A 22,146-nucleotide genomic window follows, 5' to 3' on the forward strand; every position below is an offset into this window, starting at 1 on the left:
GGGCTGGAGCCATGGCACGGTCACGCACCGGCCGACACCCGCGAAACCAACCGCAGCGTGGCGCCGGGACGCGTCGCCGTCGATGAAATCTCGAGAGCCTGCGCGGAAGCCGGAACCCTTTCGGCGGTTCCTCGCCATCGGCATGGCGCGAGGGCTTTAAGTCCTCAGAAATCGAGGTCGGCGTAGTGGTCCGGCGGCGGCAGGCCGGCGATCAGGTCGGCGAGGATGGCACGCAGGCTGGGCCGCGATTTCATGCGAACATACCAATCCTTGGCCAGCGGGTGCTCGTCCCACGGGATCTCGTCGATATAGTCGACCGTCGACAGATGGGCGGCGGCCGCGATGTCGGCCAGCGACATGGCGTCACCGGCCAACCAGCGGCGACGGTCCGAGAGATAGGCGATGTAATCGAGGTGGGTCTTGATGTTGTGACGGCCGGCGCGGATGCGATGCACCTCCGGCTGGCCTTGGCCGAGAAACCGTTTCGTGACTTTCTCGCCGACCAGGTTCTGCCCGACCTCACGATCGAACTTGAGGTCGAACCACGCGACCAGACGGCGGACCTCGGCGCGCGCCCGCGGCGAAAGGCCATAGAGGGGCGGATCGGGATGGACGTCCTCGAAATATTCGGAGATCGGCCCGGCGCCGACCACCGTGACGCCGTCGTCCTCGACCAGCACCGGCACCTCACCGGCCGGGTTGAGGGCGAGGAACTCCGGACGCCGCTCCCAGACCTTTTCCGCGCGCAGCGTGATCTCCACTTCTTTCTCCGCCGCGGCGATGCGGATCTGGCGGCAAAACGGCGACAGTGGCAGATGATAAAGCGTGCGCATGGCGGCGCGAGTCTATCGCGATATGCGGCGCCGAGGAAACGGTTCCAATGACCCCCGACCGGTCCCGGTCGGAGCGTTCTAGGCGCGGCGCTCGCCGGCGGCGGCCTCGGTGATGGGATGGTCGAGCCGCGCCACCATCTCCTTCGGCACCACCTGCCAGAAGTGGCGCAAGGCGCCGTCCCAATTGTGCAGCAGGCTGGCGCCATAGGTCGATTGCGTCTCCCGCGCATGGCGCACCACCATGTCGCGCAAGCGGTCGGCCCAATACGCCGTCTCGATTCGCTGAAAGACGACCGAATCCGGATTGATCAAGTCGGGCAGGCGATCGTCGACATCGTAAACGAAGGCCATGCCGCCGGTCATGCCGGCAGCGAAATTGTCACCGATCGCGCCGAGGATGACGGCGGTGCCGCCGGTCATGTATTCGCAACCGTTGGCGCCGCATCCCTCGACGACCGTGTCGGCGCCGGAGTTCCGCACCGAGAACCGCTCCGCAGCCTGGCCGGCGGCGAACAACACGCCGGCGGTGGCGCCATAAAGACAGGTGTTGCCGATGATCGTATTGCGTTCGGTCTGCAGCGGGCTGGCCGCCGTCGGGCGGACGACGATGGTGCCGCCCGAGAGGCCCTTGCCGACATAGTCGTTGGCGTCGCCGAACACTTCGAGCTTTAGCCCCTGCACCGCGAAGGCGCCAAGCGACTGGCCGGCGGAACCGCGCAGGCGCACGGTCAGGTGGCCCTCGGGCAGCGTGAACATGCCGAAGCGCCGGGTGATGTGGGACGAGATGCGGGTACCGATCGCGCGCTGGGTGTTGCGGATATTATAGGTGAGCTGCATTTTCTCGCCGTCTTCGAGGGCGCGAAACGCATCCTTGACCATTTGGGCGTCGAGGGTGTCGGGCACTTCGTTGCGACCTTCCAAGGTGCAGTAGCGCGGATAGTCGCCGGGATCGGCCTGGGTCAGCAGCCCGTTGAGGTCGAGGTCGTCGAGATGGGCGGCGCCGCGGCTGACCTGGAACAACAGGTCGGAACGGCCGATGATCTCCTTCAGCGACCGGAAGCCGAGCGAGGCCAAGATCTCCCGCACCTCCTCGGCCATGAACGAGAACAGGTTGACCACCTTCTCCGGGCTGCCGGTGAACTTTTCGCGCAGCCGCTCGTCCTGGGTGCAGACCCCGACCGGGCAGGTGTTGCTGTGGCATTGGCGGACCATGATGCAGCCCATGGCGATCAACGAAGTGGTGCCGACGCCGAATTCCTCGCCGCCGAGCATCGCCGCGATGACCACGTCGCGCCCGGTCTTGATGCCGCCGTCGACCCGCAGCTTGATGTTGTGGCGGAGCCGATTGAGGGTGAGCACCTGGTGCACCTCGCTGAGCCCCATTTCCCAGGGAACACCGGCATATTTGATACTGGTCTGCGGGCTCGCGCCGGTCCCGCCGACATGGCCCGAGATTAGGATCACGTCGGCCTTGGCCTTGGCGACGCCGGCGGCGATGGTGCCGATGCCGGTGCGCGAAACCAGCTTTACGCAGACCTGCGCGTCGGGGTTGATCTGTTTGAGGTCATAGATCAGCTGGGCCAGATCCTCGATCGAATAGATGTCGTGATGGGGCGGCGGTGAAATCAGCGACACGCCCGGCGTCGCATGGCGCAGGCGCGCAATCATTTCGGTGACCTTGAACCCGGGCAGCTGGCCGCCCTCGCCCGGCTTGGCACCTTGCGCCACCTTGATCTCGATCTCGCGGCAATTGTTGAGATATTCCGCGGTCACGCCGAAGCGCCCGGACGCGATCTGCTTGACCGGCGAATTGGCATTGTCGCCGTTGGGCCGGGGCTTGAACCGTTCCGCCCCTTCACCGCCCTCGCCGGACACCGACGCCGCGCCGATCCGGTTCATGGCGATGGTCAGGGTTTCGTGCGCTTCCGGGCTGAGCGCGCCGAGCGACATGCCCGGGGTCACGAACCGCTTGCGGATCTCGGTGATCGATTCGACTTCTTCGCTCGACACCGGCGCGCGGCTCGAATCGAAAGCCCACAAATCGCGCAGATTTATCGGCGGCAGGTTTTTCAGCCCTTCGCTGTATTTGCGATAGGTGGTGTAGGAATCGGTCGCCACCGCATGCTGTAGGGCGTGGATCAATGTCCCCTCGAAGCCGTGCGCCTCGCCGCCGCGGCGGTATTTGTAGAATCCGCCGACCGGCAAGGCGACGATGTCCTCGGCCCAGGCACGGCGATGGATTTCGTAAACCTTTTGCTGGATGCCGATCAGCCCGATGCCCGAAATCCGCGATGGCAGGCCGGGGAAGAATTCAGCCACCAGCGAACGCGACAGACCGACGGCCTCGAAGTTGTAGCCGCCGCGATAGGAACTGATCACCGAAATGCCCATCTTCGACATGATCTTGAGCAGACCGTCGTCGACCGCCTGCTTGAAGCGCTTGACGCAGTCGCCAAAGGCGATATCGCCGAACAGCCCGCGGCGATGGCGGTCGGCAAGCGCCTCTTGGGCCAGGTATGCGTTGACTGTGGTCGCGCCGACGCCGATGAGAACGGCAAAATAGTGGACGTCGAGGCATTCGCCCGAACGAACGTTGAGCGACGTAAAGGTGCGCAATTGCTGTCGCACGAGATGGCTGTGAACGGCGCCGGTGGCCAAGATCATCGGGATCGGCGCTTTGGCCGCGCTGGTCTCCTTGTCAGACAGGATGACATGCGTACAGCCGCCGCGGATCGCCGTCTCGGCTTCGTTCTCGATGCGGGTCAGGGCGTCGCGCAGCGCGCCGTCGCCGCCGGCGGCATCGAACGTGCAGTCGATTTCGAGCGCGGTGCCGCCGAGATAACCCCGCAGAGCATCGAATTCGGCGTTCGACAGCACCGGGCTCTCCAGCTGGAGGACGTCGCACTGGCTGGCGTCCTGTTCGAGAATGTTGCCGAGATTGCCGAGCCGTGTCTTGAGCGACATCACCCGGCGCTCGCGCAACGAATCGATCGGCGGGTTGGTGACTTGGCTGAAATTCTGCCGGAAGAAATGATGCAGACCACGGTAGCGCTTCGAAAGCACGGCGGCCGGCGTGTCGTCGCCCATCGAGCCGACCGCCTCCTTGGCGTCCTCGACCATCGGATGGAGGATCAGCTCGAGGTCCTCCATCGACCAGCCGACGCCGACCATGCGCCGCCGCAGCTCGTCCTTCGAGAACTCGGCGCCTTCCACGACCGCGGTCCTGATCAGGCTGTCGAGGACGATCGTGCGCGCAACCCACTCGCCATAGGGCTTCTGACCGGCGAGCCAATCCTTGATTTCCAGATCGCTATAGAATTTGCCGTCCTTGAGGTCGACGGCAACCATCTGGCCCGGACCGACGCGTCCCTTCTCGACCACCGTTGCCTCGTCGATCGACACCATGCCGGTCTCGGAACCGACGAACAGCATGCCGTCACCGGTCACGGTGTAGCGCATGGGGCGGAGGCCGTTGCGATCCATGCCGGCCACCACCCAACGGCCGCCGAAGCCGACGATCGCCGCCGGACCGTCCCACGGCTCCATGACCGAATTGCAGTAGGCGTAGAGGTCGCGATGGGATTGCGGCACGGTGGTCTTGTTGGTCCATGCCTCCGGGATCAGCAGCGTCTTGACATAGGGCAGCATATAGCCCGTTCGACTGAGCACTTCGAAAACCGCATCGAGCGCCGCCGAATCGGAACTGCCGGCCTGGATCACCGGGTGCAGATCGTCGATATGGTCGCCGAAATTCTCGTGCGCCATGCGGGTTTCGTGCGATTTCATCCAATTGATGTTGCCGGTGAGCGTGTTGATCTCGCCGTTATGGGCGATGACACGGAACGGCTGCGCCAGGTACCAAGTCGGGAAGGTGTTGGTCGAGTAGCGCTGATGGAACAACGCGAAATTCGAAACGAAGCGGTCGTCGAGCAAGTCGGGATAAAAATCGGTCAGTTGCTCGGCCAGGAACATACCCTTGTAGATGATCGAACGGCACGACAGCGAGCAGATATAGAAGCCTTTGATGTGCTCCTCGAGGACCCGCTTCTCGATGCGGCGGCGGATGACGTAGAGGTCGAGCTCGAAGTAATAGTCGTCGATCGCCTTGCTGTTGGCGATCATGATCTGTTCGATCTCGGGCCGCGTGGCATTGGCCTTTTCGCCGATCACCGCGACGTTGAACGGCACCTGACGCCAGCCGTAGATGTAGTAGCCGAACTTGAGGATCTCGTCCTCGACGATACAGCGGCACCGCTCCTGGGCGGCGAAATCGGTACGCGGCAGGAAGATCATGCCGACGCCGAGACGCCCGGGCAGTAATTCGTGGCCGGTGCGCTGAACGTGTTCCTTGACGAAGTTCTGCGGAATCTGGACATGGATGCCGGCGCCGTCGCCGGTCTTGCCATCGGCATCGACGGCGCCGCGGTGCCACACCGCCTTGAGCGCGGTGATCCCGGCCTCGACCACGGCGCGGCGCGGCTTGCCGTCGATTGCGGCGATCATGCCGACGCCGCAGGAATCGTGCTCGCGGCTCGGGTCGTAGGCGCCCGCTTCGGTCAGCCGGGACGAATTCCGTCGCCAGGTGTCGACGAACCCCTGACTGTCCACGTCGTTATCCATCCTCGGGTCCCCGGTCACGACGCGAGCGCCAGATCGGACCCGGCCTCGGTCGCGGCTGCCCTGGCTTCCAAGTACCGGTGAATCTGCGTGGCCGCGTCACGGCCGTCGCGGATCGCCCACACCACCAGGGAGGCTCCGCGGACGATATCGCCGGCGGCGAAAACGCCGTCGAGATTGGTCATCATCGTCCGGTGATCGATCCGTACGGTGCCCCATTCGGTTACGTCGAGGTCATCGGCGCCGAACAACAGCGGCAAATCCTCGGGATCGAACCCGAGCGCCTTGATCACCAGGTCGGCGTCCATCGTGAAGCTCGATCCCTCGATCGGAACCGGACGCTGCCGTCCCGATGAATCGGGCGCGTCGAGCCGCATGCGTTGGGCACGAACGCCGCCGACCGCGCCATCGCCCAGGAAAGCCTCCGGCGCCGACTGCCAGATGAATTCGACGCCCTCCTCTTCCGCATTCGCGACCTCACGCATCGAGCCCGGCATGTTGGCACGATCGCGGCGATAGAGACACCTGACCGATTTCGCGCCTTGCCGCACCGCGGTGCGTACGCAATCCATCGCCGTATCGCCGCCGCCGATCACGACGACGTCTTTGCCGGCGCCGTCGAGGCGGCCGTTGTCGTAGTCGGGCACCGCGTCGCCAAGGCCATGGCGGTTGCTCGCGGTGAGATAGGTCATCGCGGCGACGACATTGTCGAGACCGGCGCCCGGCAACGCGATCTCGCGGGCCTCGTAGACCCCGGTGGCAATCAGCACGGCGTCGTGCCGGGCGCGCAATTGTTCGAGCGTCGCGTCACGGCCGACCTCGAAATCGCGGTGGAACCGGATGCCCCCTTCGGCAAGCCGATCGGTGCGCCGGACGACGACCGATTTCTCGAGCTTGAAGTTGGGAATACCGTAAATCAGCAGGCCGCCGAGGCGGTCGTAACGGTCATAGACATCGATCTGGTAGCCGCTGCGGCGCAATTCCTCGGCGGCGGCCAACCCGCCGGGCCCGGCGCCGATGATGGCGATCGACTGCGGGCGCTCGCGGCGCGGCCGCAATGGCGCCACCCAGCCGCTCTGCCACGCCGTTTCGGTAATGTACTTTTCAATCGCGCCAATGGTGACCGTGCCGTGGGTCGATTGCTCGATCACGCAATTGCCCTCGCAGAGCCGGTCCTGCGGGCAAATTCGGCCGCAGATCTCGGGCATATTGTTGGTCGAGGCGGCCATTTCGTAAGCCTCTTCAAGGCGCCCCTCTGCGGTCAGCATCAGCCAATCCGGGATATTGTTCTGCAACGGACAGTGCACCTGACAGAATGGAATGCCGCATTGCGAACAGCGCGCCGCCTGCTCGGCCGCCCGCGCGGGCGAGAATTCGTCGTAGATTTCATCGAAATCCGTCCGCCTTTCCGCCGCCACGCGTTTCGGCGGTGTCGTCTGCGCGACGGTGACGAATTTGAGCATGGTAGGGGGCATGCGGACGCTCCGACGATCGGTTTGGTTCGCTGTTGGGACGCAAGCTCGGGCAACGGTGGATAATATGCGATCGGCCCCGCCGCGAGTCGAGCAAAAATCGGCAAAAAGGTATGACATGTTTACGACTTCTCGAATCAATACCATGAATTATGGTTAACTCTGCGGAAATTATTCGTCATAGATTGCTGATAGTCTCAATTTGGACCTAATATCTCATCTGGAGGCGCGGTGACTCGGATGGTATAAGCGCGCCACCGCCACTGCGCGCGGTCGTCGCCGGCAGGGGAACACGTGACACTGCTTCATATCGTGATCGTGGCCCTGATCCAGGGCATTACCGAATTTCTTCCCATAAGCTCATCGGCCCACTTGATCCTGGTGCCGGCGGTGACCGGCTGGACCGATCAGGGCCTGGTTTTGGATGTCGCGGTCCATGTCGGGACCCTCGGCGCCGTCATCGTCTATTTCTGGCGCGACCTGTGGGCGATGGCCAAGGGCTTGGCTCTACTCGCGGCCGGCCGGCCGACAATCGAGGCAAGCCTGGTCGGAAAACTGGCGATCGCGACGGTGCCAGTCGTCATCGCCGGGTATTTGGTTCACGAATTCGCGCCGACCCTGTTCCGTGGCGTCGAGGTCATCGCCTGGGCGACGATCGGGTTCGGCATCCTGCTCTACATCGCCGACCGCCGGGCCATGACCCTCCGTCGTCTCGACCACCTCACCTTTGGATATGCCGTGGTGGTCGGACTGTCCCAGGCCTTGGCCCTGATCCCGGGGACCAGTCGTTCCGGCATCACCATGACCGCCGCGCGGTTGCTCGGCTTTGAACGCACCGACGCGGCGCGCCTCTCCCTTTTGATGTCGATCCCAGTGATCATTGCCGCCGGCACCCTGTCGGGCCTCGACCTTTATCGCGCCGGCGACCCGACCCTAACGGTACAGGCTGCGGTCGCCGCGCTGCTGGCGTTCGTGGCGGCGCTGCTGGCCATCGCCGCGATGATGGCTTGGCTGCGCCGGCTGACGTTTACACCATTCGTCGTCTATCGCGTCGTCCTCGGCGTGATACTGCTGATCTGGGTTTATGTCTACGACGCGCAGCCGTTCACGCCGATCGCGGGCGGCTGAAGCGTCCGCCGGCACGGTAACGGTCCATATAGCTGTCGATCACGGCTTCGATCGGCGTTGCCCGGAGCCCGAGATCGGCCAGCGTGTCTGCGCCTTCGGCCACCACATTGTCGCGTTCGAGCATCGCGACTTGGTCGCGGGTCAACGGCGGTACCGGGAGATATTCGAGGAACGCCGCCTGCAACCGCGCGATGGCGAACGGCAGCGGCACCAGCCAGCGCCGTCGGTTGGTCCGGCGCAGGATCAACTCGAGAATCGCCTTCATGCTGAGGACTTCCGGGCCGCCGAGTTCGAAGGTCCGGCCCCGACCTTGCCCCGGCTCGAGGGCGCGAACGACCGCATCGGCGACGTCACCGACATAGACCGGCTGGAACTTTGGCCCGCCGTCGCGACAGAAATCGCGGCCGGTCACAGAGCGGCGGCCAAACGGCAGCTCGGGCGCCGCGCCGACAACCGGCAGCAGCCACGATAGGCGCGCCATGCCGGCAAACCGGTTGATGAAATCGTCCTCGGCACCGAACACCACGCTCGGCCTCAAGACCGTCGCCGAGGGCAGCGCCTCGTGTACGGCAGCCTCGCCGGCCGCCTTCGAACGCGCATATTCGGACGGCGATTTCGCATCGGCGCCGAGCGCCGAGACATGGACCAGCCGGTCGACGCCCGCCGCGGCGGCCGCCGCGGCCACATTGCGCGCGCCGTCATGGTGGATGGCGGCGAAGGTCCGCGCGCCGCGCTGGTAAAGGATACCGACCAGATTGATTACCCAATCGGCACCTTCAACCGCCGCCGCGACGGCGTCCGGATCGGTCACCGGCGCCCGCAGCGGCACGATTTGCCCGACATTTCCGGCCGGTTTGAGTAAGGCGGCCTCGTTCGGATGACGAACGGCGATTCGAACGACGACGCCGGCATCGGCCAAGCGCTCGACGACGTAACGTCCGATAAACCCGGACCCGCCAAAAACCGTCGCTCGCCGTATCGTCATTTCCTGTCTGCCACGCTTACCCAGGTGCGCGGGCGCAGACGTATGCACCCATCGACCTTAAGTATTATACGCGTGCGGCGCGGCCGGCCAGCGCGAAAACGCCGTTGACAATATCGGCGCCCCTCTGTACCGAATCGGCCCGTTCCAGATCGGATCAAATGCCCAGGTGGCGGAATTGGTAGACGCGCAGGTTTCAGGTACCTGTGGGGGCAACCCCGTGGAAGTTCGAGTCTTCTCCTGGGCACCATGTGTGCGATAGCGCCGTGACCATCGAGCTTCACAGGGGAGACCTGCCCGCGACGGTCGAACTGGGCCCGGTTGTCGCCGTCGACACCGAAACGATGGGCCTGCACCCGCATCGTGACCGCCTGTGCCTGGTTCAGCTTTCGGCGGGCGACGGCAGCGCCCACCTCGTTCAACTCCAGGATGACGCGTATCAGGCCCCGCGATTACGGGCGATTCTGGGCGACCCCGACCGATTGAAGCTGTTTCACTATGCGCGCTTCGATGTTGCCGTTCTCAAGCGTTATTTGGACGTCGATTGCGCGCCGGTCTACTGCACCAAGATCGCTTCGAAACTGTGCCGAACCTTCACCGACCGTCACGGATTGAAGGACCTTTGTCGCGACCTACTCGGTGTCGAGCTGTCGAAGCAGCAGCAATCGTCGGATTGGGGCGCCGCCGATTTGACCGACGAACAGATCGGCTACGCCGCGTCGGACGTTCTTCACCTGCACGCCCTCAAGGCGCGGCTGGACGCGGCGCTGGCGCGCGAGGGGCGATCCGAACTGGCGGCCCGCTGTTTCGCATTCGTGCCGGCGCGCGCGGCGCTCGATCTGGCGGGCTGGCCCGATGAGGATATATTCGCCCACTAGGCGGCCGATTTGGCTGATCGAAACGCCGCATTGCGTTGACCAAAAGGCCCCGCCAGAGTCATACTGCAGCACGATTTATCATTGCCTTTCGGTGCTTTACGGCGCCGTATGGGGCGCCCAACACCGAGCGGGCACCGGGCGGCGGGGGTGCGACGAGCTTCGGCTGGGTTTGGGAAGGCGGCGGGTCATGCCGAAGAACGGCCACATCAGCGAGGATATCGCAGCGGCGCGGGAAGCGCTCGGGCTCGAGGCCGACGGCCTGAACGCCTTGGCCGCCGCGCTCGATGAGAGCTTCGCATCGACGATCGACATACTGGTCGCCGTAACCGGACGGGTTATCGTCTCCGGGATGGGCAAGAGCGGGCTCGTCGCCCGCAAGATCGCCGCGACTCTGGCCTCGGTCGGCACCCCGGCCGCATTCGTCCATCCCGGCGAGGCGAGCCATGGCGACCTCGGCATGGTCACCGCCAATGATGCCCTGATCGCCCTGTCCAATTCCGGCGAAACCGAGGAATTGAGCGATTTGCTCGACTACGCCAAACGATTCGCCATCCCCGTCATCGCCATTTCCGGCGACGCCGACAGCACCCTGGCGAAGGCCGCGGATGTCGCGCTCATTCTGCCGCCCGCCGAAGAGGCTTGTCCGATGGGGCTGGCCCCGACAACCTCGACCACCATGATGCTGGCGCTCGGCGACGCGATCGCGGTCACTTTGATCAAGCGTCGCGGATTCACCGAATCCGACTTCCAGATTTTCCATCCGGGCGGCCGGTTGTCGCGCCGCCTAATGCAGGTTGCCGATCTGATGCACGCCGGTGACGAGCTCCCGCTCACCGCCGACGATACCGTGATGGCGGAAGCATTGATTCAAATGACGCAGAAACGGTTCGGCTGCGTCGGTGTCCTCGACCCATCGGGCGAACTCGTCGGGATCATCACCGACGGCGACCTTCGGCGGCATATGAGCGGGAACCTTCTCGCCATGAACGCGGCCGACATCATGACGCGGTCCCCGCTGACTATTCGGTCGAGTGCGCTCGCGAGCGAGGCTCTCGGCCTTATGAACGCGCGGCGCATTACTTCGCTGTTCGTCGTCGACGGACAGCGGCCGGTGGGGATCCTTCATATTCACGACTGCCTGCGGGCGGGGGTCGCGTGACCGCGGCGAGCGAAATCGGCGATAAGAAACCGCCGCAGCGCTTGCGCCACCTCACGGCGCGCGCGGCGCCATCGCATTTCAGTCGGAGCCACAGCTATGTCGTCCGGTTCTGCAAGATCGTCTTGCCGTTGATCGCCGTGGCGATGCTGGCGACGGCGTTCATGTGGCCCGGCTTTCGCGATCGCATGGCAAGCTTCGCCGGGTTCATTCCGGCCGCGATCAACGCCGCCACCGACGACTACCAAGTGCTCAGGATGAGCATCCGCGGCGTGGACAACGAAGACCGGCCTTTTACCTTCACCGCTGACACCGCAATCAAATACGATCCCGATATCGAGGAGATCGAGTTGCTGCGCCCGTCGGCGGATTTCGAGCTCGAGAACGGATCGTGGTTGGCCGTCATGGCCGATCGCGGGCACTATCTCAAGGAACGGAAAGCCCTTCTCATGCAGGACAACGTCAACATGTTTCATGACGAGGGCTATGAGATGAATACCAGCGCTGCCGTATTCAGCCTGGAGAACAGCGAAGCGAATAGCGATCAGCCGACGCATGGACACGGCGAATTCGGCGAATTCGATGCCCAAGGCGGCTTTCGGATCCTCTCCGACGGCGATCGCATTCTCCTCAAGGGGCCGGCCAAGATCGTAATCTACCCCGACCACGAAGACTCGCAATGAGCATGCGCCGGCAGAGAAATTGGCGCACGTATGTTGTCGCGGCGATCGCGATCGCGGCCATCGAGTTGGCGCCGGCGGCGGCACAGCAGGCATCGCTGGGCGAGGATGTCATCGATCTTACCGCCGACGGATCGATCGAATGGCTACGCGACAGCAAGGCGTACGTCGCCAAAGGCAACGCCCGGGTTCGCCGCAACGACATGACCATCTACGCCGATCGGTTGATCCTGCACTACCGCGACAAACCGGGCGGCGGATCCGAAGTCTGGCGCTACGAAATGCATGGCGACGTCAAGGTGGTCTCGGACGACGGGACCGTCAGCGGCGACGATGCCGCCTACGAATCGGACAGCGAGGTTCTGGTCGTTACCGGAACCAAGAACCCACCGACGGTGGTCAGCGAGGATACGACGCTGACCGCCAGCGAAACGATCGAATATTGGGAAACCAAAGACATGGCCGTCGCCCGCGGCAACGCAAAGATCGTGGATGAAGACCGCACGCTGTGGGCGGATATCGTGACCGCCCATTACCGGGGCGACGGTGAGGTTGCGCCAGCCAAACCGGACGGCGGAGAAAGATCGGACCTCAAGCGCTCGGAGGCTTTCGGCAACGTCAAATTCGTCTCTGACGACGACGTGCTCCGCGCCGACAAGGTGCTATACGATGCGGACGCCGATATGGCGCAGCTTTTCGGCTCGGTACGAATCACGAGCGGCGACAGTCAGCTCAATGGCGATTACGGCGAATATGATCTGGACGCCAAGATCGGCAGAATAACAGGCGGCGGATCGAAGCGGGTGCATGGACTCTTCAAAACCGACGACTAAGCCTCGGCGGCTGCCGCGTTTCCCCCGGCGAAAGCGACCGCCGGAGGACTCGCCCGACGCCGCCGGTGCGGCTCCTTCGGCACCTGTCGACGACGTCGGCGCGGGCGATTCGACCATAACGCAACCTCGGCTTGTCGCCGACAACACCGGTTTGGTGGCGACCGGTCTGAGCAAGACGATCAAGCGCCTCGAAATCGTGCGCGATGTCGACATCAGCATTGGCCGCGGCGAGATTGTCGGGCTCCTCGGCCCCAACGGCGCCGGCAAGACGACCACGTTCTACCTGCTCACGGGCCTCATTCCAGCCAATCGCGGAACCATTGTGCTCGACGGCATCGACGTCACCGATCTGCCCCTCTACCGCCGCGCCCGCATGGGTCTCGGCTATCTACCCCAGGAATCATCCGTGTTTCGCGGCCTCTCCGTCGAAGAGAACCTGTTGGCATTGCTCGAGGTTACGGAACCGGACCGCGAGGCACGCCAAACGATCGCCGATGAGCTTCTGGAAGAGTTCGGCATATCGCGCGTCCGCCATGCCGCCGCAATAGCGCTGTCGGGCGGTGAGCGGCGCAGGGTGGAAATCGCCCGCGCTTTGACGACGCGGCCGAATATCCTGCTCCTCGACGAGCCGCTCACCGGCATCGATCCGATCGCCATAGGCGAGCTGAAGGATCTCATTCTCCAGCTCCGCGATCGCGGTATCGGCGTCCTGGTGACCGATCATAATGTCCGCGAGATGCTGACCATGGTCGACCGCGCCTATATAATCCACAATGGTGCGGTTCTCGCTGCCGGTGTCCCCGGGGACATCGTCTCGAACGAAGACGTGCGCCGGGTTTTTCTCGGCCACCGCTTTCGACTGTGATGGCGATAAAGACACAGCTCGTACCGCAGCAGACCGTCTCGCCTGTGGTGTCGCCGCAGATGCGTCAGGCGATTGCAATGCTGCAACTCTCGACGCTCGAACTGACCTCCGCGATCGCCGAGGAAATCGAACGCAATCCGCTCCTCGAATGGGCGGAAGCGGATTTCGGCGCCTCGGGCGCCGTTGCCCAGGGTCCGGGTGGCGGCGATCGATCGCCGCCACCGGGGACCGCAGCCACGGGTTCGGGACGGCCAAATTATGTGACGGCGCTGTTCGGATCGTCGGTCCGCAAGCCGGCGGCCGAATCCGGCGAGGCGGAAGGCCGCGGCAGCGGTATCCGTTCCGGCGATCCCACCCTGCAAGAGCACCTCACCCAGCAGCTCCACGAAGCGACGCGCGATCCGGTCGATCACGCTATCGGCGGCTTCCTGATCGGCAACCTGGACGACGCCGGCTACCTGAGGACGTCTCCGCGCGATGCCGCCGTCCAGCTTCAGTGCGAAGAGGCTCGCGTCGCGACGGTCCTCGAACGGGTTCAGCGTTTCGACCCGCCTGGTGTCTTCGCCCGCGATCTGGCGGAATGTCTGGCACTGCAACTGGAGGAGCGCGGCCGCCTCGATGCGGCGATGGGCCGCTTGATCGGCAACATCGACGTTTTGGCCCGGCAAGACCGAGCGGCCCTGAAAAGAATCTGCGAGGTCGACGATGATGAACTCGACGGCATGATCGCAGAAATCCTCGCCCTCGATCCCAAGCCGGGCCTGGCGTTCGATACCGAAGTCACCACCACCATCGTACCCGACGTGTTCGTCACCCGGACCGGGAATGGCGAATGGCGGGTCGAATTGAATTCCGACACCTTGCCGCGCCTGATTATCAATAACGCTTACCGCACCGAGATATCGCGCAGTCGGGGGCGGCCGGAAAAGAGCTACATCGCCGAATGCTTTTCGTCGGCCAACTGGCTGATCAAGGCGCTCAATCAACGGGCCGAAACGATTCTGAAGGTGGCGAGCGAGATCGTCGTCCGGCAACAGCGATTTCTCGCCGGCGGCGTGGTGGAATTGCGCCCGATGGTGCTGCGCGATGTCGCCGCCGCGATCGACCTTCACGAGAGCACCGTCAGCCGGGCGGCGAACAACAAGTACATGGCGACGCCGGGCGGCGTCTTCGAACTCAAATACTTTTTTTCGTCCTCGATCGCGCGATCCGACGGTGGTGAAGCGGTATCGGGCAAGGCAGTGCGCCACCGTATTGCCGAACTGGTCGCCAACGAGGATCCGGCATCGGCCCTGTCGGATGCGAGAATCGCCGAAATCCTCGATCGCGAAGGCATCGCTATCGCCCGCAGGACAGTGGCCAAATACCGCAAAATCCTGGGTCTCGAGCCTTCCGCGGTACGCCGCAGGCGAAAGCGAACGGGCCCACGATAGCCATGCAAATCGATCGTCCGGCCAGTGTTGACTCGGTCATACGGCATGCGTATGTTCCGCGCCTTGCGGATGCCCGGCCCCCCGCAGATTCGGTATAGGCGGCCCTGGGCAAGGACACAGATACCCATGCACCTTTCGGTTTCGGGCAAGCAAATGGACGTTGGAGGAGCGTTGAAATCCCACGTCGAGCAAGGGCTTGCCACCACTGTCACAAAGTACTTCGACAACGCCATCGAGGCCCATGTGGTATTCTCGCGCGTCGCCCATCAGATACGCTCCGACATCTCGGTCCATGTTGGCCGCGGCATCATCGTCCAGGGCCACGGCGAATCGGCGGATGCCTATTCCGCTTTCGATGGGGCGTCGGACCGGATCGGCAAGCGGTTGCGGCGCTACAAGGGTCGGTTGCGGGACCATCATCGCAATCGCGGCCCGCAGGTCGACACTCAGATGGCCCAGCAATATGTCCTGGCCGCCAACCACGACGAAGACGATGGCGAGCCGACGGGCGACGAAGCGAGCCCAATGGTGATCGCCGAATCCTCGACCCAGATCGCCACCGTGACGGTCGGCGAGGCGGTCATGATGATGGATTTGGCCGAATTGGCGGCGATGATGTTTCGCAACGTCGCCCATGGCGGATTGAACATGCTCTACCGGCGACAGGACGGAAATATCGGCTGGGTCGATCCACGAGGCAATCGTGAAAAAACGAAAAATATTTAAGGTCGCAACATGAACATTGGTGAGCTTGTCAGCCCGGCTCGGGTTCTCCCGGCGCTCAGGGCCAGCAGCAAGAAACAGACTCTGCAAGAATTGGCCCGTTTCGCTGCGAAGCACCTCGACCTCGACGAACGAACGGTCTTCGACATCCTTCTCGAGCGCGAACGATTGGGCACGACGGGGGTCGGGCACGGCGTCGCCATCCCGCACGGCAAATTGTCGACCCTTGACAGATTGCATGGCTTTTTCGCCCGCCTCGAGTCGCCGGTCGGGTTCGATGCCATCGATGAACAACCGGTGGATTTGATTTTTCTTCTGTTGGCCCCCGAGACCGCGGGCGCCGATCATCTGAAGGCGCTGGCCCAAGTATCGCGACTGCTGCGCGACCAGAACGCGTGCAAGAAATTACGCGAATCCGAATCCACCGACGGGATTTACGCGCTGCTGACGGAGACCGCCGCCAGCGAAGCGGCCTGACCTCGACCGCATTCTCAACTTCAAGCGGAACCGCCTCACCGGGCTCGAGGGCGCGCGCAAGACGTTCCCGACCGGTCGCCCGGACGACGCCTCACCAACCATTGACCGGCCGGCTTGCCGGCGGTTGATCGTCACCCGATGATGATGACCCCGGCCACCGATCAGTGGACGCTGACGGCCTCGAAATCGTTCCGCCTGGCGGCCACGAAAGCGGTCTCACGGTCTTCGAAGACGGCGAGTTCGGAACCGTCCGCGCCATGAATGGCAAAGACCAAACGACCGTCGACGGTTATCGGCTTGACGTAGGCCAATTGATTGAGCCCGAGCACGGCAAATTTCTCGGGCGACAGATGGTGGCGGCCGGGACTGTGGCTGGATGTCTTCATGATCATGACTCCGCGCTGCGCTCGTCGGTCTCGACCTCGATCGTCCGCCCCGGGGTGCCATCGCCGCCGCCGGAATTTGCATTGCGAATGGCGATATTCTTGACCCGGCTTTTCGGATCCGGCCGGCGAAGGTCGATGTTCAGCAATCCGCTGTCGAGACTGGCATCGATGATATCTATGCCTTCCGCCAGGACAAAAGTGCGCTTGAATTGGCGGGTGGCGATTCCGCGGTGCAGATAGAGGCGGTCCTTGTCTTCGCCGAGGCGACCGCTGACGATGAGTTGGTTGTTTTCGAGCTGGACCACCAAATCGTCCTGACCGAAGCCCGCGACAGCCAATGTGATGCGCAGGCCGGTATCGCCAATTTGTTCAATATTATAAGGAGGATAACCGTCAGCTGGCGCCTTGGCCAAGCGGTCCAGGACCTCTTCGAACTGGTCGAAACCCAGCAAAAGCGGGCTGTTGAACATCGATACGCGAGACATGGCGCACTCCTCTCAATGAGCGAGTCCCCGCCAACGGCCCAGAATTGGCGCCCTCGGCAGGTGTTACAAAAAAGCAACACACGATAAAATATGGGGCATCGAATCCGTCATTCAAGTTGACGGACAGAAATGATGGCTTTAGCACTGAGTTGAATGTGCCTATTTCCCTATTTGACGGCACGGGTGATATACCGCATGATAGTGCCGCAATTGTCATCCGTGACAAGGAAATAGGCGGCTGGATTAGGAATTGATCGTAGCCTTCGGTATTTGTATGAGGTTGCGAGTGCCCGCCACGACGGGACGGCAGAAACACAGATTGGTTGGGACTGCGTGACGGATTTGAGTTTCATAAGGAGGGGAAGGTACGGATCATGAGAATCGTACGCACTTTTGTGGCGGGAGCATTGCTTGCAGCCCTCGCAGCCTGTAGCGGGAATGTGTTCCCGTTGGGCAATACCTATATTAGTGATCAGCTGGATGCGACCGAAAGCATGGCCACTTCTGGCTCGGCTTTCGATAAGGCCCTGCATAAGGAGTATATGTGGGTTGCCCGTACCGAGCATGCCAGCGGCGAGCCCGCCAGCAATGTCGGCGCGCTCATGTTCAACAAGCGATCGGCAACCGCTGGCAGCGGCCAGAGAGTTGACCCGATTGACCCCGCTTCGGTCGCGGTCGACGATCCGGAAATCGTTGACGGCTACAAGCGTTTGACCGCCGCGGCTGCGGCGGGCGGCGCCGACAAGGCCCCGGCCGACATGGCCAAGGCCCAAGCGGCGTTCGATTGTTGGGTTTATGCCGTCTGCAATCGTCAGAGCGGCATCGCGGAAGAGTGTAAGAAGCGCTTCCTCGACGCGATGGCAGCCGTTGAAGCGGCGCTCGCCCCGGCAGGTCCGCCGATGGCGTCCAACTTCATCGCTTACTTTGACTGGGATTCGTCTGCCATCCGGCCGGACGCCGCACAGGTCCTCAACGAGGTTCTGCGGGCTGCTGGCGGCATGGAAGGCTCGAAGGTCTTCGCCACCGGTTACACCGATACGTCAGGCTCGCCGCAGTACAATCTCGGCCTGTCAGAACGGCGTGCGGTTTCGGTACGCGATTACCTGATCAATGGCGGCCTCGGTTCCTACCGGATCTTCATCGACTGGCGCGGTGAAGCGGATCCGCGGGTGCCCACCGGACCGAACGTCCGTGAGCAGGAGAACCGCCGGGTGGAAATGAGGCTGCAATAGCACCTTAACCATCCAAGCATAAAGGGAACGGCGCCGGTCCTCCGGCGCCGTTTCTTTTTGTGCGGGACCTTCTGGACGGACCGTCATCGGGGAGCGGGCGGCGAACGAGGGCCGGGACGCCCGATGCTAAACCACAAGCACCTAGAGCGCCTGGAACTCGAGACCCTGCCGGATCTCGTCACACATCAAACGATTTCTTGAAGAGGGCGGAGCCGCGCCCGGCGTCAACCCGGTACGTCTACCAGTCGGTTAGACCGTCAAGGCCGAAGCCGCTCGTCTGCGCCCCGGCGGCGCGCCGATAGCCGACGACGTGGGCGTCGAGAAATTCGTCGAGTGAAAGACCGTTGTTACGATCCGCGTCCGCCGCCCGAAAATCCGATCGCCCGTCAGCGCCGAGCTCATCAAGCGACAGGACATTGTCGCGGTCCTGGTCCAACGCAGCAAACATCTGAAAAGCGGACAGACGAATTTCGGTGAGATCGATGCGACCGTCACGATTGCGGTCGACACTTGCGAACGCCGACGAGGTCCGATCCGTCGCGGCAATGTCGTCGGCCAGCGCCAACGACGCGAAGGCCGCGCAGGCGGCAAGCCCGATTGCCATGATGCCGATCGAACGGCGCCACTGCGGTCGCAGGTAAGGCGCTGCGGCGGGTGCTGCGGGTACTGGAATTCGCCGCTCGGGATAGAGCACGATCACTTCGGCGGGGCCGCGCGGCGACCGGCCGAACCGCAATGCGGGCACGCGTTTTAGACTTTCGTCGGTGTTATATTTCGCGGCGTTGCACATGAGAGCCCATGGGTTTGCACTCTACCCGTGGATTACACCACCAATTTGTTAAGAAATGTTAAGACAATGTGGTAAGTTTCCTGTGTTCTTTTTTGGACCGCCCCATCGTCGGACCGCACCGGATGGGCGCGATCGCGTATGAGACGGTTAACCCGAACCTCCGGCCCGCAATCCGCTCACCATGTCGAACGTTTCCGGTTCGCCGTGGCGTTCCGCCGGGATCCGGCCGAGCCCGGCGCGGTGGTTGATCCAGTCATCGAAAGCGAAGGGGAAGTCCGGCCCGAAAATCGTGACCGGGCCGAGGGCCTCGTCGGCCGATTCTGTCATGCGCCGTCCCCGGGATCGGTGAGTTGGGAATCGCTTGTCGCATAGAGATCCGGCCGGCGGTCGCCAAGGTGGGTCGACACCTGCCGCACAGACTCGAAATGGGCACGATCGAAGTCGGCGAAGATCATTTCTTCGGCCACCCCGGCGCGGGCGAGGTCCGCGCCGTCGGGGCCGGCGATGCAGCTCAAGCCGACATAGTCGAATTCGCCCTCGGTGCCGACATAATTGGCGTAGGCGACGAACACCTCGTTCTCCTCGGCGCGGGACGGCACCACCCGAGTCGCGATCGAGACGAACGGCGCCATGTTGGCGGTCGGAACCAAGATCGCCTCCGCGCCGGCGAGCGCCAGGGCGCGTGCCAGCTCGGGAAACTCGATGTCGTAGCAAATCGCCACCGCCAGCCGCCAGCCGCCATAGATCACCGGTCGGGCAAGCGCCGTGCCGGCCGAGAACATCGCCCGGTCGACGGCGCCGAACAGATGGGTCTTGCGATAGTCGCTCACCATGTCGCCGTCGGCGCCGATCAGTTGAATCGCGTTATAAACCGCGCCGTCCGTGGTCAGTTCCGGATAGCCGTAGAGCAACCCGATCTTGTTGGTCCGAGCGATTTCGGCGGCCGCCCGCGCCGCCGGCCCGTCCGCCGCCTCGGCCCGCGCCCGCACCGCCTCGGCGCCGATGTTGTAGCCGGAGAGAAACATCTCCGGCGTAATCAGGATATCGGCGCCCTCGGCCGCCGCCTGCCCGGCCGCCGCTGCCAGTCGATCGAGGCCGTCGGCGACGGAGCCGCGGTTGGGCGTAGTTTGATAGAGCGCGACTCGCATGACCCGTTCAGCATAGTGCCAGATTGCGGCCCTGGTCACGGGCCATCGACGGGCGAGGGATGCAGCGCGGCATAACGTCGAACCATGGCGACGTGTTCCTTCGTCATGAGACTGCCTCGACGCGCCAATTCACTTCACGACGGATACCAAAAGGGGCCTTCCGCCCCGTCTCCACAGAGATGGATTTCACTATCCGGCCCCGCTACTCTCGCCGCCGAAGGAGACTGGGCATGCAGCGCCGATTGGCTGCCATTCTTGCCGCCGACGTCGTCGGTTATAGCCGCCTCATGGGCGCCGACGAGAGGGGAACGCTCGAGCGTTTGAAATCGCTGCGGAAAGACCTCGTGCAACCGAATATCACGGCGCGTAAGGGACGCACCGTCAAGCTCATGGGTGACGGGCTCCTGGCCGAATTTCCCAGCGTCGTCGAAGCCGTGCAGTGCGCAGTCGACATCCAAGAGAAGATGATCGGCCGCGAGACCGATCTGCCCGACGAACAGCGGCTCCGGCTTCGAATCGGGGTCAACTTGGGCGACATCATCGTCGAAGGCACCGATATTTACGGCGACGGCGTCAACGTGGCCGCCCGGCTGGAAGCACTTGCCGAGCCCGGCGGTATTTGCGTTTCGGGAACCGTGTTCGACCACGTCAGAGGGAAGGTCGCCGTGGAATTCGCGGACCTGGGAGAGCAGAAAGTCAAGAACATCGACCAACCGGTCCGGGTCTATGGGCTTGTTCTCGATGGTGGCGCGGACACCGGCGAAGCGACTGCCACGCCCGCCGCGGCGACAGGCCCGCTCAAACAGCCCGACAAGCCGTCCATCGCCGTCCTGCCGTTCACCAATATGAGCGGCGACCCGGAACAGGATTATTTCGCCGACGGCATGGTCGAAGACATCATTACCGGCCTCGCACGCATCAAATGGCTGTTCGTCATCGCACGCAATTCGACCTTCACCTACAAGGACAAAGCCGTGGACGTGAAGCGGGCCGGACGCGAGCTCGGCGTGCGCTATATTCTCGAGGGAAGCGTTCGCAAGGCATCGAACCACGTGCGCGTCACCGGCCAGCTCATCGAGGCGGAGACCGGCAGCCACGTCTGGGCGGAACGCTACGAGCGCTCGCTCGACGACGTCTTCGCGATCCAGGACGAACTGACGATGAGCGTCGTCGCCGTCCTCGAGCCCAGCCTCCGCCAAGCCGAGATCGAGCGTGTCAAGCGCAAGCGGCCCGACAATCTCGATGCCTACGACCTCGTGCTCCGCGCGCTCCCGCATATCTATCCGGCCATGCCCGAGAACGCGGCAAAGGGGCTGCCGCTGCTCGAGCAGGCGCTCGAGATCGAACCCGACTACGCGCTCGCCCATGGTTTCGCCGCCTGGGGCCATGAGATCGTTTATGCGCGCGGCGGCGGGCGTGAGGAGAACCGCGTCGGAGCGATCCGCCACGCCCACGCGGCGATCGGCCACGGACGCGACGACGCCATCGAGCTGTCGCTCGGCGGATTTTCCCTCGGTTTGGTCGCGCACGATCGCAAGGCCGCGCGCCAAGCCTTCGAGGCGGCGTTGGCGGTCAGCCCGTCCTGCGCGCTCACCTACAACTTGGGCAGCGTCGTGACCGTCTTCGACGGCGATGCGGACCAGGCCATCGAATGGGCCGAACGTGCGCTCCGTTTAAGCCCGGTCGATCCGATGAACTTCGCCCCTTGGCTGTCGATTACTTATGGCCGTTTCATGCGGGGGGATTTCGAGGCCGCGGCGGAGGCGGCGGGCAAGACCGTCCAGTCGAACCCCTATTTCAGCGCGGCGTATATGTTGCTGGCGGGGACGCACGCCAAGCTCGGGCGGCACGACGCCGCCACGGCGGCCGTGACGCGGGTCCTCGAATTGGAACCGGGATTTACGATCAGCGGCTATTTCGCGTCGTTCGACATTGACCCATCCCTTGCCGGGCCCTTTGGCGACGCGCTGACGGAGGCGGGACTACCGGCGTGAGCTGCGGCGGCCCATAGCCGCGATGACCGTAAGC

At 63.5% G+C, this 22,146-nt stretch carries 19 protein-coding genes and 1 tRNA gene; 12 read left to right on the top strand and 8 right to left on the bottom strand.

Going from position 1 to position 22,146, the window contains the following annotated elements:
* Positions 1 to 164 precede the first annotated feature (164 nt).
* From GY791_18295 to GY791_18305, 3 genes are all read right to left on the bottom strand, one after another.
* Complete coding sequence (locus tag GY791_18295) at positions 165 to 833, bottom strand: glutathione S-transferase family protein (GenBank protein ID MCP4330379.1); 669 nt, start codon at positions 831 to 833, stop codon at positions 165 to 167.
* A 78-nt stretch (positions 834 to 911) separates the two neighbouring features.
* Positions 912 to 5,453, bottom strand: a complete 4,542-nt coding sequence (gltB, locus tag GY791_18300; GenBank protein ID MCP4330380.1) for a glutamate synthase large subunit — start codon at positions 5,451 to 5,453, stop codon at positions 912 to 914.
* A 14-nt stretch (positions 5,454 to 5,467) separates the two neighbouring features.
* A complete protein-coding gene (locus GY791_18305; protein MCP4330381.1) occupies positions 5,468 to 6,925 on the bottom strand; it encodes an NAD(P)-dependent oxidoreductase in 1,458 nt (485 codons plus the stop codon).
* A 291-nt stretch (positions 6,926 to 7,216) separates the two neighbouring features.
* Here GY791_18305 and GY791_18310 point away from each other — a divergent pair, with 291 nt between their 5' ends.
* On the top strand, positions 7,217 to 8,050 hold the full coding sequence (locus GY791_18310) for an undecaprenyl-diphosphate phosphatase (protein ID MCP4330382.1): 834 nt from the start codon (positions 7,217 to 7,219) through the stop codon (positions 8,048 to 8,050).
* Here GY791_18310 and GY791_18315 read toward each other — a convergent pair.
* The gene (locus GY791_18315; protein MCP4330383.1) at positions 8,028 to 9,035 is read right to left on the bottom strand and encodes a complex I NDUFA9 subunit family protein; all 1,008 of its coding nucleotides are present in this window, start codon (positions 9,033 to 9,035) and stop codon (positions 8,028 to 8,030) included. The two genes, GY791_18310 and GY791_18315, sit on opposite strands and share 23 nt — an antisense overlap.
* A gap of 160 nt (positions 9,036 to 9,195) precedes the next feature.
* Between GY791_18315 and GY791_18320 the strand changes: the two genes are divergently transcribed.
* From GY791_18320 to ptsN, 9 genes are all read left to right on the top strand, one after another.
* Positions 9,196 to 9,282, top strand: a tRNA-Leu gene (locus GY791_18320).
* 16 nt (positions 9,283 to 9,298) lie between these two features.
* Positions 9,299 to 9,910: a ribonuclease D gene (locus GY791_18325; protein ID MCP4330384.1), complete on the top strand. Its 612-nt coding sequence runs from the start codon at positions 9,299 to 9,301 to the stop codon at positions 9,908 to 9,910.
* Positions 9,911 to 10,097: 187 nt separating this feature from the next.
* Positions 10,098 to 11,069: a KpsF/GutQ family sugar-phosphate isomerase gene (locus tag GY791_18330; protein MCP4330385.1), complete on the top strand. Its 972-nt coding sequence runs from the start codon at positions 10,098 to 10,100 to the stop codon at positions 11,067 to 11,069.
* On the top strand, positions 11,066 to 11,749 hold the full coding sequence (locus GY791_18335; GenBank protein ID MCP4330386.1) for an LPS export ABC transporter periplasmic protein LptC: 684 nt from the start codon (positions 11,066 to 11,068) through the stop codon (positions 11,747 to 11,749). The genes GY791_18330 and GY791_18335 overlap by 4 nt, the downstream gene beginning before the upstream one ends.
* Positions 11,746 to 12,579, top strand: coding sequence for a hypothetical protein (locus tag GY791_18340; GenBank protein MCP4330387.1), 834 nt, complete (start codon positions 11,746 to 11,748; stop codon positions 12,577 to 12,579). The genes GY791_18335 and GY791_18340 overlap by 4 nt, the downstream gene beginning before the upstream one ends.
* Complete coding sequence (lptB, locus tag GY791_18345) at positions 12,554 to 13,444, top strand: LPS export ABC transporter ATP-binding protein (GenBank protein MCP4330388.1); 891 nt, start codon at positions 12,554 to 12,556, stop codon at positions 13,442 to 13,444. Before GY791_18340 ends, lptB begins: the two co-directional genes overlap by 26 nt.
* On the top strand, positions 13,444 to 14,877 hold the full coding sequence (rpoN, locus tag GY791_18350; protein MCP4330389.1) for an RNA polymerase factor sigma-54: 1,434 nt from the start codon (positions 13,444 to 13,446) through the stop codon (positions 14,875 to 14,877). The genes lptB and rpoN overlap by 1 nt, the downstream gene beginning before the upstream one ends.
* Positions 14,878 to 15,003: 126 nt before the next feature.
* Positions 15,004 to 15,603, top strand: coding sequence for a ribosome-associated translation inhibitor RaiA (raiA, locus tag GY791_18355; GenBank protein ID MCP4330390.1), 600 nt, complete (start codon positions 15,004 to 15,006; stop codon positions 15,601 to 15,603).
* A gap of 9 nt (positions 15,604 to 15,612) precedes the next feature.
* Positions 15,613 to 16,077 carry a PTS IIA-like nitrogen regulatory protein PtsN gene (ptsN, locus tag GY791_18360; protein MCP4330391.1) on the top strand — a complete coding sequence of 155 codons (465 nt, stop codon included), beginning with the start codon at positions 15,613 to 15,615 and terminating at the stop codon, positions 16,075 to 16,077.
* A gap of 161 nt (positions 16,078 to 16,238) precedes the next feature.
* On the opposite strand, the gene GY791_18365 is transcribed toward ptsN, so the two are convergent.
* Both GY791_18365 and GY791_18370 read right to left on the bottom strand, forming a co-directional pair.
* A complete protein-coding gene (locus tag GY791_18365; protein MCP4330392.1) occupies positions 16,239 to 16,463 on the bottom strand; it encodes a DUF1150 family protein in 225 nt (74 codons plus the stop codon).
* A gap of 2 nt (positions 16,464 to 16,465) precedes the next feature.
* Positions 16,466 to 16,948, bottom strand: a complete 483-nt coding sequence (locus GY791_18370; protein MCP4330393.1) for an Hsp20 family protein — start codon at positions 16,946 to 16,948, stop codon at positions 16,466 to 16,468.
* A 449-nt stretch (positions 16,949 to 17,397) separates the two neighbouring features.
* Between GY791_18370 and GY791_18375 the strand changes: the two genes are divergently transcribed.
* Positions 17,398 to 18,180 (top strand): OmpA family protein, encoded by a 783-nt coding sequence (locus GY791_18375; GenBank protein ID MCP4330394.1) that lies wholly within the window; start codon positions 17,398 to 17,400, stop codon positions 18,178 to 18,180.
* 238 nt (positions 18,181 to 18,418) lie between these two features.
* On the opposite strand, the gene GY791_18380 is transcribed toward GY791_18375, so the two are convergent.
* Positions 18,419 to 18,925 (bottom strand): EF-hand domain-containing protein, encoded by a 507-nt coding sequence (locus tag GY791_18380; protein MCP4330395.1) that lies wholly within the window; start codon positions 18,923 to 18,925, stop codon positions 18,419 to 18,421.
* Positions 18,926 to 19,293: 368 nt separating this feature from the next.
* Complete coding sequence (locus tag GY791_18385) at positions 19,294 to 20,118, bottom strand: carbon-nitrogen hydrolase (GenBank protein MCP4330396.1); 825 nt, start codon at positions 20,116 to 20,118, stop codon at positions 19,294 to 19,296.
* Between the two features lie 230 nt (positions 20,119 to 20,348).
* Here GY791_18385 and GY791_18390 point away from each other — a divergent pair, with 230 nt between their 5' ends.
* Positions 20,349 to 22,112 carry a tetratricopeptide repeat protein gene (locus GY791_18390; protein MCP4330397.1) on the top strand — a complete coding sequence of 588 codons (1,764 nt, stop codon included), beginning with the start codon at positions 20,349 to 20,351 and terminating at the stop codon, positions 22,110 to 22,112.
* Positions 22,113 to 22,146: the final 34 nt, after the last annotated feature.

The sequence above is a fragment of the Alphaproteobacteria bacterium genome, assembly GCA_024244705.1.
In the GTDB taxonomy this organism is placed as follows: domain Bacteria; phylum Pseudomonadota; class Alphaproteobacteria; order JAAEOK01; family JAAEOK01; genus JAAEOK01.